The 22,841-nt window shown below is 66.3% G+C and carries 17 protein-coding genes; 6 read left to right on the top strand and 11 right to left on the bottom strand.

Features of this window, described 5'->3' with window-relative positions; genetic code table 11:
* Positions 1-47: 47 nt before the first annotated feature.
* From WFK98_RS05175 to WFK98_RS05165, 3 genes are all read left to right on the top strand, one after another.
* Positions 48-629, top strand: a complete 582-nt coding sequence (locus WFK98_RS05175) for an MFS transporter (protein ID WP_336799490.1) — start codon at positions 48-50, stop codon at positions 627-629.
* Between the two features lie 246 nt (positions 630-875).
* The gene (locus tag WFK98_RS05170) at positions 876-1,466 is read left to right on the top strand and encodes a hypothetical protein (protein ID WP_336799489.1); all 591 of its coding nucleotides are present in this window, start codon (positions 876-878) and stop codon (positions 1,464-1,466) included.
* 289 nt (positions 1,467-1,755) lie between these two features.
* Positions 1,756-2,523, top strand: a complete 768-nt coding sequence (locus tag WFK98_RS05165) for an abortive infection family protein (protein ID WP_336799488.1) — start codon at positions 1,756-1,758, stop codon at positions 2,521-2,523.
* Between the two features lie 167 nt (positions 2,524-2,690).
* Here WFK98_RS05165 and WFK98_RS05160 read toward each other — a convergent pair whose 3' ends face one another.
* Both WFK98_RS05160 and putA read right to left on the bottom strand, forming a co-directional pair.
* Positions 2,691-4,658 (bottom strand): potassium transporter Kup, encoded by a 1,968-nt coding sequence (locus WFK98_RS05160; RefSeq protein WP_336799487.1) that lies wholly within the window; start codon positions 4,656-4,658, stop codon positions 2,691-2,693.
* Positions 4,659-4,941: 283 nt separating this feature from the next.
* Complete coding sequence (gene putA, locus WFK98_RS05155) at positions 4,942-8,037, bottom strand: bifunctional proline dehydrogenase/L-glutamate gamma-semialdehyde dehydrogenase PutA (RefSeq protein WP_336799486.1); 3,096 nt, start codon at positions 8,035-8,037, stop codon at positions 4,942-4,944.
* Between the two features lie 154 nt (positions 8,038-8,191).
* Between putA and WFK98_RS05150 the strand changes: the two genes are divergently transcribed.
* Positions 8,192-9,004 (top strand): alpha/beta fold hydrolase, encoded by an 813-nt coding sequence (locus WFK98_RS05150; RefSeq protein ID WP_336799485.1) that lies wholly within the window; start codon positions 8,192-8,194, stop codon positions 9,002-9,004.
* Between the two features lie 21 nt (positions 9,005-9,025).
* Complete coding sequence (locus tag WFK98_RS05145; protein WP_201403381.1) at positions 9,026-9,478, top strand: Lrp/AsnC ligand binding domain-containing protein; 453 nt, start codon at positions 9,026-9,028, stop codon at positions 9,476-9,478.
* A gap of 690 nt (positions 9,479-10,168) precedes the next feature.
* Here WFK98_RS05145 and WFK98_RS05140 read toward each other — a convergent pair.
* The 9 genes from WFK98_RS05140 to WFK98_RS05100 all read right to left on the bottom strand — a co-directional run bounded on the left by WFK98_RS05140 (position 10,169) and on the right by WFK98_RS05100 (position 19,790).
* A complete protein-coding gene (locus tag WFK98_RS05140) occupies positions 10,169-11,113 on the bottom strand; it encodes an ABC transporter substrate-binding protein (RefSeq protein ID WP_266339437.1) in 945 nt (314 codons plus the stop codon).
* Positions 11,114-11,171: 58 nt separating this feature from the next.
* Positions 11,172-12,176 (bottom strand): ABC transporter permease, encoded by a 1,005-nt coding sequence (locus tag WFK98_RS05135; RefSeq protein WP_336799484.1) that lies wholly within the window; start codon positions 12,174-12,176, stop codon positions 11,172-11,174.
* On the bottom strand, positions 12,173-13,705 hold the full coding sequence (locus WFK98_RS05130; RefSeq protein ID WP_336799483.1) for a sugar ABC transporter ATP-binding protein: 1,533 nt from the start codon (positions 13,703-13,705) through the stop codon (positions 12,173-12,175). The genes WFK98_RS05135 and WFK98_RS05130 overlap by 4 nt, the downstream gene beginning before the upstream one ends.
* 23 nt (positions 13,706-13,728) lie before the next feature.
* Entirely contained in the window at positions 13,729-14,907 is a 1,179-nt protein-coding gene (locus WFK98_RS05125) for a Gfo/Idh/MocA family protein (protein ID WP_336799482.1), read from the bottom strand.
* Positions 14,908-14,939: 32 nt separating this feature from the next.
* Entirely contained in the window at positions 14,940-15,995 is a 1,056-nt protein-coding gene (locus WFK98_RS05120; RefSeq protein WP_336799481.1) for a sugar phosphate isomerase/epimerase family protein, read from the bottom strand.
* Between the two features lie 71 nt (positions 15,996-16,066).
* The gene (locus WFK98_RS05115) at positions 16,067-17,092 is read right to left on the bottom strand and encodes a LacI family DNA-binding transcriptional regulator (RefSeq protein ID WP_266339432.1); all 1,026 of its coding nucleotides are present in this window, start codon (positions 17,090-17,092) and stop codon (positions 16,067-16,069) included.
* 108 nt (positions 17,093-17,200) lie between these two features.
* The gene (locus WFK98_RS05110) at positions 17,201-18,802 is read right to left on the bottom strand and encodes a copper resistance CopC/CopD family protein (protein ID WP_336799480.1); all 1,602 of its coding nucleotides are present in this window, start codon (positions 18,800-18,802) and stop codon (positions 17,201-17,203) included.
* A gap of 3 nt (positions 18,803-18,805) precedes the next feature.
* Positions 18,806-19,324 (bottom strand): YcnI family copper-binding membrane protein, encoded by a 519-nt coding sequence (locus WFK98_RS05105; protein WP_336799479.1) that lies wholly within the window; start codon positions 19,322-19,324, stop codon positions 18,806-18,808.
* Positions 19,325-19,403: 79 nt separating this feature from the next.
* Complete coding sequence (locus WFK98_RS05100; protein WP_336799478.1) at positions 19,404-19,790, bottom strand: hypothetical protein; 387 nt, start codon at positions 19,788-19,790, stop codon at positions 19,404-19,406.
* Between the two features lie 225 nt (positions 19,791-20,015).
* Between WFK98_RS05100 and pepN the strand changes: the two genes are divergently transcribed.
* Positions 20,016-22,658, top strand: a complete 2,643-nt coding sequence (gene pepN, locus WFK98_RS05095) for an aminopeptidase N (protein ID WP_336799477.1) — start codon at positions 20,016-20,018, stop codon at positions 22,656-22,658.
* Positions 22,659-22,841 lie beyond the last annotated feature (183 nt).

The raw sequence follows: 22,841 nt of genomic DNA, 5'->3' as shown, positions 1-22,841 counted from the left end.
TTCGTTCGAAAACGCTCCAGCCCGAGAAGGAGAGCGGCGACGTCCCTATGCTCCGGATGGCGCTCGCCTTCGCCGGCAACCGGATCGCCGCCACCTTCCTGACCGGCATCGGCGAAACGGCGATGCAGAGCCTGCTGCCGCTCTATGGCCTGGCGCATGGCCTGAACGAGGCCGGCGCCTCGCGTCTCGTCGCGGTGTTCAGCCTCGGCGAGGCCGTGCTGATCGTGGCGCTCGGCTGGTTCGCCGACCGGCACGGCCGCCGGCTGACGCTGATCGGCACGGCCGGCCTCGCCGTCATCAGCACCCTCGCCTTCCCCTTTGTCATGGGCAACACGTTCCTGCTCGAACCCGTGGTCTTCATCGCCGGCGGCACGGTATCCGGCCTCTATACGCTCGGCATCGTGCTGATCGGCCAGGATTTTCGCGGCCAGCGCCTGGCAGTGGTCTCGACCGGCTTCGCCATGGCCTATTCGGCCGGCTCGGTGATCGGCTCGACGCCGATCGGTTTCCTGATCGACCTGTTCGGCCCCGAGGCCCTGCCCGTCACGGTGGCGGTCGGCTTTGTCGCGCTGCTAATCTTTTTGGTGAGGCCGAGGCAGAAGAAGGCGGCGGAAGCGTTGGTGGAGTGACGACTAGATCGGGCCTATGACACCCTCATGCAACGGCTGCAGCAAATCCCGCGTAAGCACAAAGTTCGCTCACGACCCCATTTCAAACGTTGCAGTGCAAAAACTGTGTATCTAGTGCGGCCATTCTGCCGATAAGTTGCGCTTCATATGTGGACCCCGGCGCACCAAATCTATACGTTTCATACCGTTTCAATCTACGCGCTAGAAAGCGACCATAATATAGACTCACTGAGGCAGCATGCTAAAATGACAAACACGCTTGATGAGCTCTTTGAAGACGAAGCGACCATTGCAGATCAGAAGCAGTCTGCCTTTGGCGAGTGGCTAAATACCGAAATGTCGGCCAAAGGAATTAGAATCCAGGATTTGGTCGCACGGACGGGTATTACCTACACTGGCATCTGGAATATTGTTAAGGGAAATACTGCATCACCTAAGAAGGAAACACGAGATAGGCTAGCCGCTGCATTGAACGAAGCTATTCCAGAAGCCATCCAGACAGAAATCGCCGAGCAGTCGATGCCGATCGCTGGCTACGACTGGGTAGACTTTACACCCAGTGATCTAGAGACGGTTCCAGAGCAAAGCGGCGTTTACGTATTCTATGACGTTACCGACCGCCCCGTATACGTTGGCAAGTCAAGCAAGAACGTTAGAACTCGAGTGAAGGATCATAAGACACGATTTTGGTTTCAGGCACCGCTGGTCGTGCGCGGCGCATTCTTGGCCATTCCTGACCCTGACATGTGCCTGAAAATAGAGACCGTTCTTATCAAATTCTTGGGGAAGCATGCTCTGCTCAATTCTAAAGGCGTCATCAGAGATCTAGACGAATAGTTGATCCGACCACTAAATATTGGACGCCTCGGCCAGCCGCAACGACTGGAATGATCTTCCGCTATACACCTTTGCTATCTTAAGCGGCCTGTCATCTTCCGACCCCGTGCCAGACATTCCCGACTCAGTACACCGCGTCGCCAGCTCGCCAACAAAAGGGCCGCCCTCGATAGCAGTGGCGGCCTTGTTGTCCGTAGCCAATTCGGCCTTGTTCGTAGCTCGTCACCAACTCAATCTAGGTGAGGCGAGTCTGGAGGAGAAATCATGCTCGGTTCGGTGTATTGAAATCATGGATGTCGAGGACCTTCCGGAGAGCATCATCGAGCGAGTGACGATGATGGAGGGCATACTGATTGACTCTGCGACAGGCGGATCTGCAGACAATCGCGTCTATGAATACCTGCGCCGGGATTTCATGGCCGATGATACCTTGAAGATGTTGCTTCCGTCATTTGTCCGAACCTACCGCAACCTGAGCGCGTTCTGGCCATTCATCAAAAGTCAGGCCGGCTCGTATGCCGAGTGTCGACAAATCATCAGCAGCGCGTTCACGCCGATCATCGAGCACCTTGAAGGGGCGAACCGGGCACCAATTGACGCCGTCGCAGGTGAAGCATTGGCGTCCTTTGACGCCGATGGCGTACATGCGGTGTGGGCCAAGGCCTTGTCTCGCCGGGCCGCCGATCCAGAAGGTGCAATAACGGTCGCGCGCACTCTGCTTGAAACCGTCTGCAAGCGAGTGCTGGACGAATGCGGGATACGGTACGGCTATAAGGACGACCTGCCTAAACTGTATGGCTTGGCGGCTCGCGAACTCAACATGGCGCCGGACCAGCACATTGAGGAGCCGATCAGGATGATACTCGGCGGTGCAATGAACTTGGTCAATGGCATCGGCACACTGCGCAACAGGTTCTCAGACGCGCATGCCCCCGGCGGCAAGATTCCCGTTAGACCCTCGGCCCGCCACGCGGCACTAGCAGTCAACATGGCGGGCGCCATGGCCACCTTCATGGTCGAAACGTACGTACAGCAACTAGGGAAGGAAGGCGCATAGACCCGCTTTGGAAACCGGCCGATGGCAGTTGAAGATCAGCCCGTTCTCTTCCCCAATGTCAGACCTTCGAATTGCTGCCAGCCGGTCGCAAAAAGGCCGCCCGAGATAGCTCGTGGCGGCCTTCTTGTTCGTAGCCATCCGGCGTCCGCACGACGCCCTAGCAGAGATCAGATCGACATCTGGGTGCCGATCTCGACGACGCGGCCGGTGGGAATATGGAAATATTCCGTCGCGTCGCTGGCGTTGATGGCGAGCTTGATGAACAGCTTGTCCTGGATGCGCGAGAACAGGTGGTGGCTCGCCGGCTTGATCGAGCGGCGCGAAAGGAAGAACGACGTCGACATGATGTCGTATTTCCAGCCCTGCTTGCGGCAGAGGCTGAGCGCCTTCGGCACGTTCGGCGTCTCCATGTAGCCGAAGCTCATGAAGATGCGCGTGAAGCTGTCGTTGATCGGCTCGATGCGGATGCGGTCGGCATCCTCGATGCGCGGCGTGTTGCTGGTGACGACGGTCAGCAGCACGTTCTTCTGATGCAGCACGCGATAGTGCTTCAGGCTGTGCAGCAGCGAGGACGGCGCCGTCTCGGGATCCGAGGTCAGGAACACCGCCGTGCCGGGAACGCGGACGACGCTGCTCTTCTCGAGGTTCTTCACCAGTTCGCTCAGGGGCACGTCGTTGCGGCGGCTCTTGTCGAACAGGATGCGCGTGCCGCGCACCCAGCAGCGCATGATGAACATGATCGTGAAGGCGAACAGGATCGGCAGCCAGCCGCCTTCGGTGATCTTCAGCAGGTTGGCGCCGAAGAAGACGAGGTCGATGACCAGGAACGGCGCGATCAGCAGCGCCGATACCCAGAGCGGCCAGCGCCAGAAGCGCCAGATGACGATGAAGGCGAGGCAGGCGGTGATGACCATTTCGGCCGTGACCGAGATGCCGTAGGCGGTGGCGAGCTTGCTCGACGAACCGAACATGACGACCAGCACCAGCACGGCGATCATCAGCAGCGTGTTGACCTGCGGCATGTAGATCTGGCCGACATGGGTTTCCGAGGTGTGCTCGATCTCCATGCGCGGCAGCAGCTTCAGCTGGATCGCCTGGCGCGTCATCGAGAAGGCGCCGGTGATGACCGCCTGCGAGGCGATGACGGTCGCCATGGTCGCGAGCAGCACGACCGGCAGCAGCGCCCATTCCGGAAACAGCAGGTAGAACGGGTTCTGGATCGCTGCCGGATTGGCGAGCACCAGCGCGCCCTGCCCCAGATAGTTGGCGGTCAGGGCCGGGAAGACGAAGGCGAGCCAGGCGGCCTGGATCGGCCGGCGGCCGAAATGGCCGAGATCGGCATAGAGCGCCTCGGCGCCGGTCACCGACAGAAAGGCGGCGCCGATGACGAGAAGGCTGGTGTGGCCATGCGTCGTGACATAGCGGACGGCGTGATAGGGGTTCAGCGCGGCGAAGATGCCGGGATCGTCGGCGATGTGCAGGAAGCCGCCGATGGTCATGACGATGAACCAGACGGCGGTGATCGGCCCGAACCAGGCGGCGACCTTGGCGGTGCCGTAGCGCTGGACCAGAAACAGCGCCGCGATGATGGCGATCGTGATTGGCAGCACGTAATTGTCGAAGGCGGGCGTCACCAAGGTGAGGCCCTCGACGGCGGAGAGCACCGAGATCGCCGGCGTGATCACCGCGTCGCCGTAGAACAGCGCCGCGCCGGCCACGCCGAGCACGAAGACGATGGGCGCCGACTTGCCCATGGTGCGGCTCGCCAGCGCCATCAGCGAAAGCGTGCCGCCCTCGCCATTGTTGTCGGCGCGCAGCAAAATAACGACATATTTGAGCGTGACGATGATCGTCAGCGTCCAGATGATCAAGGAAATGACGCTGATCACATCCTCGCGGATGAGCTCGCCATGCGCCTTCTGGGCCGCGTGCAGCGCTTCGCGAAGGGCGTAGATGACACTGGTGCCGATGTCGCCATAGACAACGCCGACGGAGCCGAGCGCGAGCGTGAACAGGCCAGCATGAGCTACCGGGCCGCCGACGCCGTTTTCGTCGGAGGCCGATCCGGTCGGCGCATCGCTGGCCAGGCCCGGAGTTGGGGTTCCGGTTCCGGAACCCTGCGCATTCAGAGTCATGAACTGGTCATCTCGTTCACCGCACGTACCGGCGGCCGCGCGTGCTTATAGCAGATGACGTACGGCATACAACGCGCCCCACGAATTCAAAGGAATCCCCTGCGTCATCGGGATCCTATCATCTTTTCGCCCCCGCGCCGCCTGGAAGAAACGGGGAAGGCGCGCGACCGTTCCCCTCCGCCCGCTCGCGGGCCGGATTTTCTCCCATGCCGGTTCGGCCCGTCGAAGACGACGGGCCAAATCCCTGCACGGCCGAGCGAATTCGCCGGGGCGCCGCGCTGCCTCAGCTGTCGCCCATCGCCATCAGCGAGGCGTTGCCGCCGGCGGCTGCGGTGTTGACGGAGACGACCTGCTCCTCGGCGAAACGGAGCAGGTAATTGGGGCCGCCGGCCTTCGGGCCGGTGCCGGATAGGCCGGAGCCGCCGAAGGGCTGCGTGCCGACCACGGCGCCGATGACGTTGCGGTTCACGTAGACATTGCCGACGGCGAGCTTCTCGACGATGGCGTCGACCGTCTCGTCGATGCGGCTGTGGATGCCGAGCGTCAGGCCGTAGCCGGTGGCCTGGACCTGCTCGATCACCTTGTCGAGCTCCTTCGCCTTCCAGCGCGCGACATGCAGGATCGGCCCGAACACCTCGCGGTCGAGCGTCCTGGCGTCCTTGAGCTCGACGATGGTGGGGGCGACATAGGTGCCGGCATTCGGCACCCTGCCCTCGAAGCGGATCCTCTCGCTCTTCTTCATCGCCGCGACATGGCGGTCGAGATTGGCCTTCGCCTCGGCGTCGATCACCGGGCCGAGGTCGACCGAAGGCTGGCGCGGGTCGCCGACCGTGAGTTCGGCGGCGGCGCCCTCGATCATCTCCAGCATCCGGTCGGCGACATCCTCCTGCAGGTAGAGGATGCGCAGCGCCGAGCAGCGCTGGCCGGCCGAGCGGAAGGCCGAGGCGATGACGTCGTCGGTCACCTGCTCCGGCAGGGCGGTCGCGTCGACGATCATGGCGTTCAGGCCGCCCGTCTCGGCGATCAGCGGCACGATCGGCCCCTTCTTCGCGGCGAGCGCCCGGTTGATCGACCAGGCAGTCTCGGTCGAGCCGGTGAAGGCGACGCCGGCGGTTAACGGATGGCTAACAAGCGCGGCGCCGACGCGGCCGTCGCCGGTCGCGAGCTGGCAGGCGGCGACGGGGACGCCCGCCTCATGCAGCAGCCGGATGGCCTCGAAGGCAATGATCGGCGTCTGCTCGGCCGGCTTGGCGATGACGGTGTTGCCGGCGGCGAGCGCCGCCGTCACCTGGCCCAGGAAGATCGCGAGCGGGAAATTCCACGGCGAGATGGCGACGAAGACGCCACGGCCGCGATAGCTGAGCTCGTTGCGCTCGCCGGTCGGCCCCGGCATCCGGATCGGCTCGGCGAAGTGCCGGCGCGCCTCTGCGGCGTAGTAGTGGCAGAAATCCGTCGCTTCGCGCACTTCGGAGAGCCCGTCCGGCAGGGTCTTGCCGGCCTCGCGGGAAAGCAGGCTCATCAGCCTGTCGCGGTTCGCCTCCAGCAGATCCGCCATCTTCTCCAGGATCCTGGCGCGATCCTCGGCCGGCGTCGCCGACCAGCTCCGGAATGCCGCCTGCCCCGCCTGCAGGACGGCATCGACCGTCCCGACGGGGAGATCCGCGACCGAACCCACCACGGTGCGGCCGTCGACCGGGCTCAGCACCGGCGCCGGCTTCGCCTCGCCGATCGCGACCGCGACGATCGGCTTCGCCGCCAGCGCCGTGCCGTCTTCCGCTCTCAGCCCGTCGAGCAGCGCCGAAAGCGTCGCCGCATGGCCGAATTCCACCCCGGCCGAGTTCCTGCGGCTCGCGCCATAGAGGTCGGCGGGCATGGGCAGGTTGCGGTTGCGGGCGCGGGCGCCGCCCTCCAGCGTCGTGTCGGGCCGCGCCAGCAGGCCGGCGATCGGCACGGACCGATCGCCGACCACCGCCACGAACGACGAGTTCGCGCCATTCTCCAGCAGGCGGCGCACCAGATAGGCGAGCAGGTCGCGGTGACCGCCGACCGGCGCGTAGATGCGGGTCGAGACGGTCGGCACGCTCTCGTGCACCGCCTTGTGCAGCGCCTCGCCCATGCCGTGCAGCCGCTGCAACTCGAAGCCGGTCGCCTCGCCGGCCATCTCCAGGATGGTGGCGACGGTCAGCGCATTGTGGGTGGCGAATTGCGGGAAGATGCGTGGCCTGAGATCGAGCAGCTTCCGCGCGCAGAACAGGTAGTTCTGGTCGGTCGCGGCCTTGCGGGTGAACACCGGGTAGTCGTCGAGCCCGCGCTCCTGCGCCCGCTTGACCTCGGTGTCCCAATAGGCGCCCTTGACCAGGCGCACCATCATCTTGCGGTCCAGCTTTTGCGCCAGTTCGCCGATCCAGTCGATCACCGCGGCCGCGCGCTTCTGATAGGCCTGGATGGCGAGCCCGAAGCCGTCCCAGCCGGCAAGCGACGGATGGGCGAACGCCGCCGCGATGACGTCGAGCGACAGCTCCAGCCGGTCCGCCTCCTCGGCATCGACGGTGAAATTCAGGTCATAGCCCTTCGCCTGCGCCGCCAGCTTGACCAGTTGCGGCACAAGTTCCGCCAGGACGCGGTCCCGGTTGACGGCCTCGTAGCGGGGATGCAGCGCGGAAAGCTTGACCGAGATGCCGGGACGATCCGGCAGCGCCTTCTTGCCCGCCGCCTTGCCGATGGCGTCGATCGCCATCGCGTAGCTCGCGAAATAGCGCTCCGCGTCCTCCGCCGTGCGGGCGCCCTCGCCCAGCATGTCGTAGGAATAGCGGAAGCCCTGCTTCTCCAGCGTCTTCGCCCGCTTCAGCCCGTCCTGGATGGTCTGGCCGAGCACGAAGTGATAGCCGAGGAAGCGCATCGCCTGACGGGTCGCGGTGCGGACGGTCGGCGTGCCGACGCGCTTGACCAGGCCGGCGATGATGCCGTCGGCGCTGTCCGTCGGCGTCACGATGCGCGCCGACAACCCCAGCGCCCAGGTCGAGGCGGAGACGAACCAGCCTTCGGCCTTGCCGCTATGCTCGCTCCAGTCGGCGCCGCCGAGCTTGTCCTCGATCAGGCGGTCCTGCGTCGCCGCGTCCGGCACGCGCAGAAGCGCTTCGGCCAGCACCATCAGCGCCAGCCCCTCGCGGGTCGAAAGCCCGAACTCGCGCAGGAAGTCCTCGATGCCGCCGACCGCGCCGGACTGGCCGCGGATCGCTTCGATGAAGGCCGTGGCGCGGCGGTCGATGCGCGCCTCGGCGCTCGCGTCCAGCATGGCGCCGCGGATCGCATGACGGATCAACGCGGCGTCATCGCCGGCAAAGGGGGCGCGGAAAGGTTCGAAGGCGGCGGTCGGCATGGAGAACTCCGGATTGCGAAGTCCGCAGGATATCGCCAACCGAAACGCTGCTTTCGGGTTTGATGGAGGCCATTTCCGTGACTCTCGCGGCCGATTGGCAATTTTCCGGGATATTCACTAGTCTCTCTGTTCATCTCATCGGGGAGGCTTTTCCGTGCCGTTTCGCGACGACGAACTGGTGCAATTTGCGGCGGACGGCACCTCGCCTTTGCCGGTCACCGACGCGACCTGGATCGTCGAGAACGAAGGCGCGCGGATCTGGTGCGCAAGCTATGGCGAAGGCGCGCCGGTGATCCTGCTGCATGGCGGCCTCGGCCACAGCGGCAACTGGAACCATCAGGTTCCGGCCCTGGTCGACGCCGGCTACCGCGCCATCGTGGTCGACAGCCGCGGCCACGGCCGCAGCACGCGCGACGGCCAGCAGCCCTATTCCTATGATCTGATGGCATCGGACGTGCTGGTGGTGATGGACCGGCTCGGTGTGACGAAGGCGGCGATCATCGGCTGGAGCGACGGCGCCTGCACCGGACTGGTGCTGGCGCGCCGCCATCCCGAGCGGGTCGCCGGCGTGTTCTTCTTCGCCTGCAACATGGATTCGAGCGGCACCAAGCCCTTCGTGGGCACGCCGGTGATCGACCGCTGCTTCAGCCGGCATGTCGCCGACTATGCCGCGCTTTCCGCGACGCCGGACGATTTCAAAGCCTTCTCCGGCGCCGTCGGCCTGATGCAGCAGACCCAGCCCGAATATGGCGCCGACGACCTCGCCGCGATCGACACGCCGGTTACGGTTTGCCAGAGCGCCGAGGACGAGTTCATCCGGATCGAGCACGCGGAATATCTGGCGCAGACGCTGCCGGAGGGCCGCCTGAAGATTCTCGAAGGCGTCACCCATTTCGCGCCGCTGCAGCGGCCTGCCCTCTTCAACGAAGCCATCGCCGATTTCCTGGCGACGCTGCCTTCGCGCTGACGATCACGAGACCCGACATCCATGGACCGCATCGACCGCGCCATCCTGAAGGCTCTGCAGGCGGATGGCCGCATCACCACGCTGGAGCTCGCCGCCAAGGTCAACCTGTCGCCGACCGCGACGGCGGACCGCGTCAAGCGACTGACGCGCGAAGGCTATATCGAGGGCTATCACGCCCGGCTTTCGGCGGAAAAGCTGGATCTCGGCCTGCTGGTCTTCGTCGAGGTCAAGCTTGACCGGACGACGCCGGACGTCTTCGACCATTTCGCCACCGCGGTCCGGCGGGCTTCGGAGGTGATGGAGTGCCACATGGTGGCCGGCGGCTTCGACTACCTGATCAAGGCACGGGTCAGCGACATGAACGCCTATCGCGCTTTCCTCTCCGATAGCCTGCTGTCACTGCCGGGCGTCCGCGAGACGCACACCTACGCGGTGATGGAAGAGGTCAAGAACACGGACCTGCTGCCGCTGTAGGCTATTGTCGGCAAGAAGGTCGTGCCAGGCTCCGATGTCCAACATCCTGAGGAGCCTTGCCCAGGCAAGGCGTCTCGAAGGACGCACGACATCCGGGCCGCCGACTCTTTTGGCATGCACGCCGTGCGTGCTTCGAGACGGCCCTCCGGGCCTCCTCAGCATGTTGGGGCGTTGGTGCGCTCGCAAAGCGGAGTGCGAGCCTGCGATTTCACGGCTGCATGGATCCCTGCTTTCGCAGGGATGACGGCGAGGTTGGGAGTCTGGGCAGTGTCCAACCGGCGAGGCCTAAGCGGACGGAGTGATACCGCCGAAGTGGTAGATCGAGCAGGGTGCAAGCCGGTGTGCTTGGAATGCACGACATGGAAATGGCGACGGCGGGCGGTAGGGACGCTCAACAACCTCGGTCGTCATCCCTGCGGACGCAGGGATCCATCCATCCGCGCCGCGTCGTAAGCCGAGTGAGGTTCTGGCCGCCGCTGAAATACATCTCGCTTCGCAGACGACAGCGCAGTTGGGGCGTCCAATATGGGCGACTTCAGCGCCTGCGCAAACAAAAAGCCCTCCCCCGCAGGGCGGGAGAGGGTCGGATTAGTGGCTCGCTTGACCAGATCGAGAGACGCACCGCCGCTCGAAAAGCTCCCCACCCCAGCCCTCTCCCGCAAGCGGGAGAGGGAGAAACGTCGAGCCGACTTAGAACGGCGAGTCGGGGTAGTAGAAGTCCTTGGCGTTGTCCTTGGTCACCAGCGTGGCATCGAGGATGTAGCTGCCGCGGACCGGCAGGTGGTCGTAGAGACCGGCGGCCGTCAGGTCCATCGCGACGGCGACCATCGCCGGCGGATAGAGGATGTCGACCGGAATCATCTTGTCGCCATCCATGACCTTCTTGATCATGTCCTTCATGCCGGCGCCGGCGACGACGAACTGGATGTCGGTGCGCTTGGCCTGGTTGATGGCCTCGAGCACGCCGACGGCCATGTCGTCGTCCTGCGTCCAGACGGCGTCGATCTGCGGGTACTTCGACAGGTAGTCCTGCATGACCTTGAAGGCGTCGTCGCGGCTCCAGTTGCCGAACTGGCGATCGAGAACCTTGATGTCGCTGCCGGCGATACCCTCGTCGAAGCCCTTGTTGCGCTCTTCGTCGATGACGATCGGCAGGCCGCGGATGACGACGACGTTACCCTTGCCGTTCAGTTTTTCCTTGATGTACTCGCCGGCGACGCGGCCGAGAGCCGGGTTGTTGCCGGCGACGTAGAGATCGGCGACCGAGTTGTCGGTGAGCGCGCGGTCGACGACCGTGATGAACACGCCCTTCTGCTTGACCTGACGGATCGGGTCCGTCAGCTCGTCCGAATTGTGCGGCAGAGTAACAAGCGCGTCGATGCCCTGGGTCGTCAGATCCTCCAGCGCGTTCGCCTGCGAGGCGCCGTCAGGCGAGGTCTTCACGATGACCTTCAGGCCCGGATAGCGCTGCTCGAGGCGCTTGGCCTGCTCCTGGGCGTGGTAAACGACGCCGCCGGTCCAGCCATGGTCGGCGGCCGGAATCGACACGGCGATCGTCTTGGTTTCCTGCGCCTGGGCGATGCCGGCGGCGAGCATCAGGCCCGCTGCGACGGATCCGAATAGAAGCTTCCGCATTTCTCTCTCCCTTTTTTGTTCAGTTATCGCGGGGAGGCCTTGCGCCTCCCCCTGCCCCTCACCGCCGCCGGACCAGGGAACGCTGGACCAGCATCGCAATGATGATGATCGCGCCCTGAACGGCTCCGATGAGGTATTCGCTGACGAAGTTGGACAGCACCATGATGTTGCCGACCACTTCGAGAATGAGCGCGCCGCAGATGGTGCCCCAGATGCGGCCGACGCCGCCCTTGAGCGCCGTGCCGCCGATGACGACGGCGGTGATCGCCTGGAGCTCCCAGAGCAGGCCCGTCGTCGGCGTGGCGGCGCCGAGGCGCGGCACGTAGACGAGCACGGCGATGGCGACGCAGACGCCCTGGATGACATAGGTGAGCGTGCGCACGCGATTGACCGGAATGCCGGAATAGCGCGCGACATCCTCGTTGGAGCCGACGGCGATGACATGGCGGCCGAAGGCGGTACGGTAAAGCAGGAAGGCGCCGATCAGCGCTACCGCTATGATTACCAGCACGGGGATCGGCACGCCGAGGACGTTGCCGAAATAGACCGGCCGGTAGGCGGCGCGCAGGTCCGGCGCCTTCATGGCGATCGAGCCGCCCTCGGCGAGATAGATCGTCAGCGCGCGGAAGATGCCCATCGTGCCCAGCGTCACGATGAAGGGCTCGATCCGGCCCGCCGTGGTGATGACGCCGTTGGCGAGGCCGCAGAGCGCGCCGATGCCGAGCGCCAGCAGCATGGCGACAGCCAGCATCGGCAGGCTGCCCGCCACGACGCCGGTGTTCATGAACAGGATCATGACGCCGGCGACGAAGGCCGACATCGAGCCGACCGAGAGGTCGAGCCCGCCGGCCGAGATGACGAAGGTGGCGCCGACCGCGATGATCGCGATGAAGGCGCTGCGCGTCAGCACGTTCAGCAGGTTGTCGAGGCCGAGGAAGTTGGGGTTCACCAGCGCGCCGAGCACCAGCAGCACGGCGAGCGCCACGAAGGGCGCCACGGCGCGCAGATCGATGTCGCCGAACGAGCGGCGGGCGGCGGTCTTGTTGGCCGTCGTATCGGTCATGCGTGTTCCGCCGTGACGGCGGCCTCCCTCGATGTGACGCCTGTCGCCAGGACGACGATCTCGTCTTCTGTCATGTGTTCGCCGGTCACCTCGCCGACGATCCGCCCGTTACGCATGACCAAGATGCGGTCGCAGACGCCGATCACCTCCTGCATCTCGGACGAGATGACGATGACCGATTTGCCGCTCTGCGCCAGCTCGGCGATGAACTTGTAGATCTGCTCCTTGGTGCCAATGTCGATGCCGCGCGTCGGCTCGTCGATGATGACGATTTTCGGGTCGAGCAGCATCATCTTGGCGAGCAGCAGCTTCTGCTGGTTGCCGCCGGAAAGCTGGCCGGCGAGCAGTTCCTTGTCGCGGGTGCGGATGTCGAACTCGGCGATGGCGTCGTCGAGCGCCTGCGCTTCCTTGCGGCGGTCGATCAGCATGCCGCGCAGGAACTGGCCAAGGGCCGCGAGCGTCAGATTGATGCCGAGCTTCTGGGCGAGCAGCAGGCCTTTGCCCTTCCTGTCCTCGCTCAGATAGACGATGCCGGCCCGCATGCTGTCGCGCACCGTGACAAACTGGACCGGCTTCCCATCCAGCTTCATCCGGCCATGCGCGGGCCGCAGCCCGACGACGCCCTCCAGCAATTCGGTCCGCCCAGCGCCGACCAGGCCGGCAAAGCCGAGGATCTCGCCGCGCTTCAGCTTGAACGAAGCGCCCTGCGCATAGCCGGGCACGTCCAGCGCCTCCACCTCGAGGGCATAGTCCTCCGCCTTGGTGGCGACGCGGTCGGGATAAAGCTTGGCGACGTCGCGGCCGACCATCAGCCGCGCCATGTCGACGGGCTCAAGCCCCTCGGCCGAACGGGTCGTGATCAGCTTGCCATCGCGCAGCACCGTCACCCGGTCCGCGATCTCCTTCACCTCCGGCAGGCGGTGCGAGATGAAGAGGACGGCAGCGCCCTTCTTCTTGATGTCGAGAATGACGCGCAGCAGCGCTTCGGTCTCGGTCAGCGTAAGGGATGCCGTCGGCTCGTCGAAGATGACGACCCGATGCGGCACCAGCAATGCGCGGGCGATCTGCACAAGCTGGCGCTGGGCAATCGAGAGCCGGCCGACCGTGATGGTCGGGTCGATGTCGACGCCGAGCGCGCGTACGGCTTCCGCCGCGCCCTTGTTCATCGCCTTGTCGTCGACCGAGAGGCCCTTCCGGATCTCGCGGCCGAGATAGATGTTCTGCGCAACGGTCAGGTCGGGTGCGAGCAGGATCTCCTGGTGCACCAGCACGATGCCGCGCGCTTCCGCGTCGACGGGGCCGGCCAGCACGGCCGGCGTCCCGTCGAGCTTCAGCTCTCCCCTCGTCGGCGCCAGATGGCCGGCGAGGATCTTCATCAACGTGGATTTTCCCGCGCCGTTCTCGCCGATGATGGCGTGCACTTCGCCGGGTTCGAGGGCGAGGTTGATATCCCCCAGCACCTCGACCGGTCCGAACGACTTCGAGATCTCCACCGCCTCGAGGAGAGGCGGCCTTGCTGTCGTCACCATCTCTCCTCCCCAGGTGATGGTTGTCAGCCGACCTTGGTCCAGACGTTACCCGCTGCGGAAGAAGCCACGGCCGCCTGGATGAACTGCATGCCGACAAGGCCATCCTGCACCGTCGGGTAGTTTACCGCCGGATCGACCGGGCTGCCGTCGCGCGCGGCATGAATGGCGCGGGCCGCTTCGGTATAGATGTTGGCGAAGCCTTCCAGGTAGCCTTCCGGATGACCGCCGGGCACGCGGCTGACGCGGGTTCCTTCCGCCCAGGCGCCGGCGCCGTTGCGGGTCAGGAGCTGCTTCGGCTCGCCGAAGCGGGTGAACCAGAGATAGTTCGGGTCCGCCTGCGTCCATTCCAGGCCGCCCTTGGTGCCGTAGACGCGCAGCTTCAGGCCGTTCTCGTTGCCGACCGCGACCTGGCTCGCCCAGAGCATGCCCTTGGCGCCGCCCTTCCACTTCAGCAGGATCTGCACGTCGTCATCGACCTTGCGGCCCTCGACGAAGGTGGAAAGCTGGGCCAGCAGCTCGTCGAGCTCGAGGCCGGAGACGTAGCAGGCGAGATTGTAGGCGTGGGTGCCGATGTCGCCGATGCAGCCGCCGGCGCCGGTACGGGCGGGATCGGTGCGCCATTCGGCCTGCTTGTTGGAGCCGGTCGCCTCGGCGCGCTCGGTCAGCCAGTCCTGCGGATATTCGGCCTGCACCAGGCGGATCTCGCCGAGCTCGCCGGCGGCGACCATGGCGCGCGCCTGGCGGATCATCGGATAGCCGGTGTAGTTGTGCGTCAGGGCGAAGATCTTGCCCGACGACTGCACCAGATCCACCAGTTCCTTCGCCTCGTCGACCGTCAGCGTCATCGGCTTGTCGCAGATGACGTGGATGCCGGCCTTCAGGAACGCCTTGGCGGCGGGCGCGTGCATGTGGTTCGGCGTGACGATCGAGACGACCTCGATGCCGTCCGGACGGGCTGCTTCCGCCTTGGCCATTTCCTCGAACGAGGTGTAGGCGCGATCGTCGGCGATGCCGAGATCCTTGGCCGACGCCTTGGCGCGGGCCGGATCCGACGACAGCGCGCCGGCGACGAGCTCATACTGGTCGTCGATGCGCGCGGCGATGCGGTGAACCGCGCCGATGAACGCGCCCTGACCGCCGCCGACCATGCCGAGGCGGATGCGACGGCTGGTGGCTTCTTCCTTGCTGGCTCCGATTGCCATGATGTTTTCCGATCCTTGCTGCGTTGCCGGGTTCAGGCGATGCCGAGAATGCGGCGGTTGGCCGCCTCGTCGGTGCCGGAACCGGCGAAATCGTCGAAGGCGTGTTCGGTGACGCGGATGATGTGGTGCTTGATGAACTCCGCACCTTCGCGCGCGCCGTCCTCCGGATGCTTCAGCGCGCATTCCCATTCGAGAACGGCCCAGCTGTCATAGTCATAGGCCGTCAGCTTCGAGAAGATCGAGCCGAAATCGACCTGGCCGTCGCCGAGCGAACGGAAGCGGCCGGCGCGGTTCACCCAGCTCTGGAAGCCGCCATAGACGCCCTGGCGGCCGGTCGGGTTGAACTCGGCGTCCTTCACGTGGAAGGCCTTGATGCGCTCGTGGTAGATGTCGATGTAGTCGAGATAGTCGAGCTGCTGCAGCACGAAGTGCGAGGGATCGTAGAGCAGGTTCGCGCGCGGATGGTTCTTCACCTCATCGAGGAACATCTCGAAGGTGATGCCGTCATGCAGATCCTCGCTCGGATGGATCTCGTAGGCGACGTCGACGCCATTCTCCTCGAAGACATCGAGGATCGGGGTCCAGCGCTTGCCGAGCTCGGCGAAGGCTTCCTCGACCAGGCCGGCCGGGCGCTGCGGGAACGGATAGAGGAACGGCCAGGCGAGCGCGCCCGAGAAGGTCGGATGCGCCTTGACGCCGAGATTCCTCGAGGCCTTCGCACAACGCTTCAGATGGTCGACGGCCCATTCCTGGCGCGCCTTCGGGTTGCCGCGGACGGCCGGAACGGCGAAACCGTCCATCAGTTCGTCATAGACGGGGTGCACGGCGACCAGCTGGCCGATGATGTGGGAGGCGAGCTCGGTGATCGCGAGGCCGTGCTTGGCGGCGGTGCCGGCCAGCTCGTCGCAGTAATCCTTCGATTCCGACGCCTTGTTGAGATCGATCAGGCGGCTGTCCCAGGTCGGGATCTGAACGCCCTTGTAGCCGAGGGAGGCTGCCCAGCCGCAGATCGCGTCGAACGAGTTGAACGGCGCCGCGTCGCCGGCGAACTGCGCCAGGAAGATGGCCGGCCCCTTGATCGTCTTCATCGAAAACCTCCTTCGGATATTTCGTCCCGGGCTGGCGCCCGTCGTCGGTTGAAAACTGGAGCAAGCGCCCGCTAGGGAACGTTGTCCCGGATGAAAATGTCGATCTTGATGCGCTCCTGGCCGGGGACGATCTCCATCCCCTCGCGCATCGCCAGAAGGATGCGGGCCGCGCTGCGCGCCATATGGCCCGGATCCTGATTGATGATCGCATCGATCGAGCCGCGGATCAGGTTGCGGCGGTTGATGGCGGTCAGCTCATGAGCGACGAAGACGATGTCACGCGTGTGACCGGTCTTCTCCAGCGCCGTCACGACGCCGGGCGTGCCGGCGCCGACATTGTAGATGCCGACCAGGTCCTCGTGCTCGGCCAGAAGGGCCTCGGCGACGCGACGGACGCGGTCGTCCTCGTCGCGCCCTTCGCGCACCGGCAGCACTTCCAGATCCGGATATTCGCGCGCCACCACCTGCTCGAAGCCGTATTGGCGCTCGATGTGGTCGCGCAGCGCCAGCGAACCGGCGATCAGCCCGACCTTGCCGCTGCGATGGCCGAGGAAACGGCCGAGCAGGCTGGCGGCGGTGCGGCCGGCAGCGGAATTGTCGATGCCGACGAAATGGGCGCGGCGCGTGCCCGGCAGGTCGGAGACCAGCGTGACGACGGCGATGCCGCGATCAGCGATGGTGTTGATCGCCTCGGCGACGGCGGGATGATCGAGGGCGACAACGGCGACGCCGTCGATCTCGGCCGGCAGCGCCTCCAGCGCATTGGCCAGCGCCTCGCCGTCGAAGACGTCGACGAGCGTGATGTTGAGAAGCACGCGCTCATGCACGTAGCGCTCGGCGGTGGCGCGGAACTCGGTCTCGAGCACCCGCATGAACTCGTTCGAGCCGATCGGAAGGATGATTTCGAAGCGATAATCACGGCCGCGCGCCAGGCGCGACGCCATCCGATCCGGCTGATAGTTCAGCCGATCGACAGCCGCCTGCACCTTTTCGACAGTTCGCGCGTGGACGCCGGCTCTCCCGTTCAGCACACGATCCACCGTCGCGAGACTGACGCCAGCCTCCCGGGCGACGTCCTGAAGCGTCGTCTTGCCCACGAGGTACTCCTCCCTGGTGATGAAATATCATCAGGAAATGAGGTAGGCAACTCAGGGCTGGCCAAAGCGGCGTCCGCGCCGGCCTTGTGCACCGGCGCGGTGGGGATATCACGGCGCGGGAAGCGTGATTTCGCCTTGCAGTTGCGCCTTTTCGAAATCGCTGACGAGGAGATCGAGCCGGATCGTCCAGGTCCCGCCCGCGGCCAGGCCCGGCATCGTCGCCTGCCATCGACCGTCCGCGCCCGGCGTCGCCGCCACCCGAATCGGCTCCATGCCGCCGCCGGCCGGGGCCAGCGCCAGCGTCACCTCGAGCGGCCGGAACGGCACGCCGTCGCCATCGAGCGGCTCGACCTCGACGGTAGCGTCCCGCTGGCGATGCGGCGTCACCACCACCTCGGCCATCGCCTTCTCGCCATGCAGGTGCACCTCGATCGCCGGCAAGGCGACGTCGAGCGCGCGCGGCGGCGGCGTGAAGCGCCAGAGCGCGGCGAGGCCGAAGATCGCCAGGACCAACGCGATCTCGGCGACGATCGATCCGACGAGGCGGCGTGTCGCGCGCCCGTCGCCACGCAGCACCGGCGCCGTCAGCGCGAAGCGGTTGTGCGCGGCGATCGCCAGCACCAACGCCACGGCCGCCAGCTTGGCGGCAAGCACCCGGCCATAGCCGGTCGTCCACAGCGCATCGACGGACCCGAGCTGGACGACGGCGATCGCCGCGCCCGAGGCGAACAGGAGGGCGAAGACGGCCGGCGCCGCGACCGAGAAGCGGGCGAGCGCGGCGCGGCCGCCGCCGGCAGCGAGCGCCACCGCTAGCGGCAGGAGCGCCCCGGCCCAGGCCGCGATCGCCGAGGCGTGCAGGAACACCAGCGGCCGCATCAGCAGTTGCGGATCCGCGGCAGCGGCATGGCCGGTCGCGGCCAGGGCAAGGCCGGGCCCGAGCATGGCGAGCGCCGCCAGGCTTCGCCGGACAGGCCGCCGCGAAACGAACAACGCTGCCAGCGCGAGAGCGCAGCCGAGCATGGCGAGGATCGTTGTGCGGCCGAAGCTGGTGGAGAGACCCGCCTGCCAGACCGAGGCGGAGGCGAGCCCGGTCGCCGGCAGACCCAGCGCATCCAGCCCCTGCGCACAGAGCCCGACCAGTGCCGTCGCCATGCCGATCCCAAGCAGCGCGACAAGGCCCCGTCGCAGGCTGCCCGGCGGAAGCGGGCCGATCATGGCGAAGGCGCGGAAAAAGACGCCGCCGATGCCGAGGAACAGGCCGGCATAGAGCCCGAGCCGCGCCAGCCACAACCCCGCCGCGACGACGGGATCGCGGTCGGCCGCATAGGCCGCATTCGCCGCGCTGCTCGCGGCGCCGACCGAGAACACCAGCGTACCGCCGACCGGATGGCCGTCCTCGGAGACGACGCGCCAGGAAAGCACATGCGTACCGCGCGCGAGGTCCGCTGGCAGCGGCGCGGTCACGCGGCTTCCGGCGGCAGCGGCGCCCGCCAGGTCGGCCGGCTTTCCGTCCGGCCCGAGCAGGCGGAAGACGAGCGGCGCCACCGGCTCGCTGAACGTCAGCGTCGTGGCGGACGGCGCCTTGTCGAGGACGGCGCCGGTCGCCGGCTCACTCGAGACGAGCGCCGCATGCGCCGAGGCTCCCCGCGGCGCAACCAGCGCCGCGAGGATGATCAGGGCGAGGCACAGAAACAGGCCGCGCAGGGACATGCCTCACCCCTTGGGCGAAAGGGACACGGCCGGCGCGGGCTGCTCGTAGTCGTCGGCCGACTTGCCCGCCGCCGGGATCTCGATCCAGCGCTCGCTGCCCTTCTCGCATTCCTGGACGACAGGGAAATAGAGCGGGCCGGCCGGCAGGTCCGGCGTCAGGTAGGTGCGGAAGGCGAACTCGTCATAGAAATCGTCCGGCAGGCTGCCGCCCGACCAGACGATTTCCTTGACACCCTCGGAGACCTTGGCGCCCCAGAGGTCGTAGGTCCTGGCATAGGTTCCCTTGACCGTCTCGACCGTCCAGCCGGGCTTCGGCTGCGGCTTGACGTTGATGACGCCCTCCGGGATCTGCACGCGCAGCTTGACGGTGGGCGAGCCGGCGCAGCCATGGCCGACCTGCAGAACGGCCTTGTAGGTGGAGCCGAGCTTGGCGTCGGACTGGGCGAGCGTGACATGGGCGGAGGCGGCCGAAGCCGAGACGAGCAGGACGCCGAACGCGCCCGCGAACAGAAGCTTGGTCATGGAAATACCTGAAATCGCAAGGGAAAGCCGACGCTCATCGCGCCGGACGCAGGACGTCCCTCTCGGGCCGTCGGCGAGATCAGGCGAGCGGCGGTCCGCGCGCATCCGGCAGATAGACCAGCATCGCGCCGGCATCGACGCGCGGACGCTGGATGGCGAGCCGGACCGGTGCATGGGCCGCCGGGGCAGCAAGCTGGAACGTCGCGCCCGGACCAAACGCCTTGGCGGCATGGGCGAGAATGCAGAGATCGCAGGCGGCGGTCGTCGTGCCCTTGGCCGGATCGGCGGCAGGATCCGCCGCGTCGCTGCCGGGCATGCAGAGGATCGTCAGGCCGGTCCTGTCGCCGAGCGCGAGACGGGCCTCGGCGGTGGTGTGCAGCGGCATCAGCAGCGTCAGGACGAGCAGGGACAGAACGCCGAGCGCGCTCCCCACCTCCGCCGCAATCTGCCGCCACGAATTCCGCATGCCACCGCCCCATCAGGCCCGGTGCCTGAACAGCGCCCCAATAGCTACAGGGTCTCGCGACATGCGGCCAGTGCGGCGCTTTGGCTTTGGACGGGCGACGGGGAAAAAGGTTCCGGAGTTCCGGGGATTTCCGGCTTTGCCATAGCGACCTCCGGCCGAAGCCCCTATCTTGGAGGTCGCTCAATCTGCCGGCGTCGAGCCGGTCGCCGACGGGAGTAATGTTCCATGAAGACCGAAGCCGCGCCCTTCCGGCTCGAGGACTATCGCGCTCCCGCCTTCACCATCGATACGGTCGAGCTGGACTTCCAACTGGCCCCATCGGCGACCCGCGTCACCGCCAGGCTCGCCATCCGCCCGAACACGGACGAAGCCCGGAGCGGCCGGCTCGAACTCGCCGGCGACGAGATCACGCTGAAGGGCCTGAAGCTCGACGGCGCGCCGCTCGCGCAGGGCCGCTACACGGCAACGCCGAGCCTGCTGACGCTGCATGACGCGCCGAACGGGCCCTTCACGCTGGAGATCGAGACCGAGGTCGATCCGGCCGCCAACACCAAGCTGATGGGGCTCTACCGGACCACGGGAACCTATTGCACCCAGTGCGAAGCCGAGGGCTTCCGCCGCATCACCTATTTCCTCGACCGCCCGGACGTGCTCGCCGTCTACACGACGCGGCTGGAGGCGGCGAAAGCCGACGCGCCGATCCTGCTCGCCAACGGCAATCCGGGCGAAAGCGGCGACATCGCCGGCACGGACCGTCACTTCGCGATCTGGCACGACCCCTTCCCCAAGCCGTCCTACCTGTTCGCCATGGTCGCCGGCGACCTCGGCGTGATCACCGACCGCTTCACCACCCAGTCCGGCCGCGACGTCGAACTGCGCATCTATTGCGAGCATGGCAAGGAAGCGCGCTGCACCTATGCGATGGACGCGCTGAAGCGCTCGATGAAGTGGGACGAGGAGGTGTTCGGGCTCGAATACGACCTCGACATCTTCGTCATCGTCGCCGTGTCGGATTTCAACATGGGCGCGATGGAGAACAAGGGCCTCAACGTCTTCAACGACAAATACGTCCTGGCCGACCCGGATACCGCCACCGACGCCGACTATGCGAATGTCGAAGGCGTCATCGCGCACGAGTATTTCCACAACTGGACCGGCAACCGCATCACCTGCCGCGACTGGTTCCAGCTCTGCCTGAAGGAGGGCCTGACGGTCTTCCGCGACCAGGAATTCTCGTCCGACATGCGCTCGCGCGCGGTCAAGCGGATCGCCGACGTGCGCACGCTGCAGGCGCGCCAGTTTCCCGAGGACGGCGGCCCGCTCGCCCATCCGGTCCGCCCGGAAATCTATCATGAAATCAGCAACTTCTATACGCCAACGGTGTATGAGAAGGGCGCCGAGGTGGTGCGGATGCTGAAGAGCGTGCTCGGTCCCGACGGCTTTCGGAAGGGCATGGACCTCTATGTCCGGCGCCATGACGGCGACGCCGCGACGATCGAGGACTTCCTGGCCAGCTTCGCCGACGCCACCGGCACCGATCTCGGCCAGTTCAAGCTCTGGTATTCGCAGGCCGGCACGCCGCAGGTCTCCGCGCATGGCAGCTATGACGAGGCCGCCCGCTCCTACAGGCTGACGCTTACCCAGAGCACGCCGGCAACGCCCGGCCAGAGCCGCAAGCAGCCGATGCACATGCCGATCCGCTTTGGCCTGATCGGCCCGAACGGCGAGGACATGGCGTTCGACGCCGTCCGCGGCGGCCGCGTCGAGGGCGACATCATCCACCTGACCGAGGCCAGCCAGACGCTGGTGTTCGAGGGCGTCGGCGCCCGGCCGGTGCCGTCGCTGCTGCGCGGCTTCTCGGCGCCCGTCCGCCTCGCCATCGACATCTCCGCGTCCGACCTGCTGTTCCAGGTCCGCACCGACGCCGATCCGTTCAATCGCTGGCAGGCGGCGCAGACGCTCGCCATGCGCAACCTCGTGGCGGGCACGCACGAGCAGATCGCGGGCCGCACGCCGAAGGCGGAGCCCGCGCTGATCGACGCGCTCGGCAGCGTCCTCGACAACGAAGCGCTGGAGCCGGCCTTCCGCGCCCAGGTTCTGCAACTGCCGAGCGAGGCCGACATTGCCCGCGAACTGGGCGAGGACGTCGATCCGGACGCGATCGCGACGGCGCGGCGGGAGTTGCGACTGGCGATCTCGACCGGCCTCGGCGACCGGCTGGCACGCCACTACGAGGCCCTTTCCGGCGACGGCTCCTTCCATCCCGATGCGGCGAGCGCCGGCAGGCGCGCGCTACGCAACACGCTGCTCGACCTGCTGCTCGCAAGGCGCACGCCGGCGGCGACCGCGGCGGCGCTGCGCCACTTCGAGACCGCCGACAACATGACGGACCGTCTCGCCGCGCTCGCCGCGATGACGCAGGCCGCCCTGCCCGAACGGCGCGCCGCCCTCGACGCCTTCCATGCCCGCTACGCCGACGACGCGCTCGTGCTCGACAAGTGGCTGGCCCTGGAGGCGACGGCGCCGGCCGCCGAGACGCTCGACCGCGTCAAGGCGCTGCTCAAGCACCCGTCCTACTCGCCCAACAACCCCAACCGCGTGCGCGCCCTCGTCGGCAGCTTCGCCGGCGCCAACCAGACGCAGTTCAACCGCAAGGACGGCGCCGGCTACGATTTCCTGGCCGATTTCGCGCTCGACCTCGACAAACGCAACCCGCAGACGACGGCGCGCCTCCTGGTCAGCTTCCGGTCGTGGCGGGCGCTGGAGCCAGTGCGCCGGGCCCGCGCCGAGGCGGCGCTGCGCCGGATCGCCGCGGCCGAAAACCTCTCCCCGGACACGCTCGACATCGTCACGCGGACGCTTGCCTGAGCGTCCGCAAGGGTATTTTCAGCCTGCCTTCACAGGCCTGCGAGCCCGGCTTCCCGGGCTCGCCCCGCCGCCCGACTCAGCCCTCGAAATTATGCTTAACGAATCCCTAATCCGGTCTGGACAATGTGATTCGGGTCGATTCAAATGGGAGTGATTCGGGGCGTGGGACTGGCCCGATGATAG

Source organism: Kaistia sp. MMO-174 (genome assembly GCF_037147815.1).
GTDB lineage: Bacteria > Pseudomonadota > Alphaproteobacteria > Rhizobiales > Kaistiaceae > Kaistia > Kaistia nematophila.
Note: the sequence above shows the minus strand (reverse complement) of the source record. Positions and strands in the feature narration are given on the sequence as shown.

What these genes read in the sequence shown, in the direction of transcription:
- WFK98_RS05175 (WP_336799490.1), top strand. Translation starts at nt 48, where the DNA reads ATGCTCCGGATGGCGCTCGCCTTCGCCGGCAACCGGATCGCCGCCACC.
- WFK98_RS05170 (WP_336799489.1), top strand. Translation starts at nt 876, where the DNA reads ATGACAAACACGCTTGATGAGCTCTTTGAAGACGAAGCGACCATTGCA.
- WFK98_RS05165 (WP_336799488.1), top strand. Translation starts at nt 1,756, where the DNA reads ATGGATGTCGAGGACCTTCCGGAGAGCATCATCGAGCGAGTGACGATG.
- WFK98_RS05160 (WP_336799487.1), bottom strand. Translation starts at nt 4,658, where the DNA reads ATGACTCTGAATGCGCAGGGTTCCGGAACCGGAACCCCAACTCCGGGC.
- putA (WP_336799486.1), bottom strand. Translation starts at nt 8,037, where the DNA reads ATGCCGACCGCCGCCTTCGAACCTTTCCGCGCCCCCTTTGCCGGCGAT.
- WFK98_RS05145 (WP_201403381.1), top strand. Translation starts at nt 9,026, where the DNA reads ATGGACCGCATCGACCGCGCCATCCTGAAGGCTCTGCAGGCGGATGGC.
- WFK98_RS05140 (WP_266339437.1), bottom strand. Translation starts at nt 11,113, where the DNA reads ATGCGGAAGCTTCTATTCGGATCCGTCGCAGCGGGCCTGATGCTCGCC.
- WFK98_RS05135 (WP_336799484.1), bottom strand. Translation starts at nt 12,176, where the DNA reads ATGACCGATACGACGGCCAACAAGACCGCCGCCCGCCGCTCGTTCGGC.
- WFK98_RS05130 (WP_336799483.1), bottom strand. Translation starts at nt 13,705, where the DNA reads ATGGTGACGACAGCAAGGCCGCCTCTCCTCGAGGCGGTGGAGATCTCG.
- WFK98_RS05125 (WP_336799482.1), bottom strand. Translation starts at nt 14,907, where the DNA reads ATGGCAATCGGAGCCAGCAAGGAAGAAGCCACCAGCCGTCGCATCCGC.
- WFK98_RS05120 (WP_336799481.1), bottom strand. Translation starts at nt 15,995, where the DNA reads ATGAAGACGATCAAGGGGCCGGCCATCTTCCTGGCGCAGTTCGCCGGC.
- WFK98_RS05110 (WP_336799480.1), bottom strand. Translation starts at nt 18,802, where the DNA reads ATGTCCCTGCGCGGCCTGTTTCTGTGCCTCGCCCTGATCATCCTCGCG.
- WFK98_RS05105 (WP_336799479.1), bottom strand. Translation starts at nt 19,324, where the DNA reads ATGACCAAGCTTCTGTTCGCGGGCGCGTTCGGCGTCCTGCTCGTCTCG.
- WFK98_RS05100 (WP_336799478.1), bottom strand. Translation starts at nt 19,790, where the DNA reads ATGCGGAATTCGTGGCGGCAGATTGCGGCGGAGGTGGGGAGCGCGCTC.
- pepN (WP_336799477.1), top strand. Translation starts at nt 20,016, where the DNA reads ATGAAGACCGAAGCCGCGCCCTTCCGGCTCGAGGACTATCGCGCTCCC.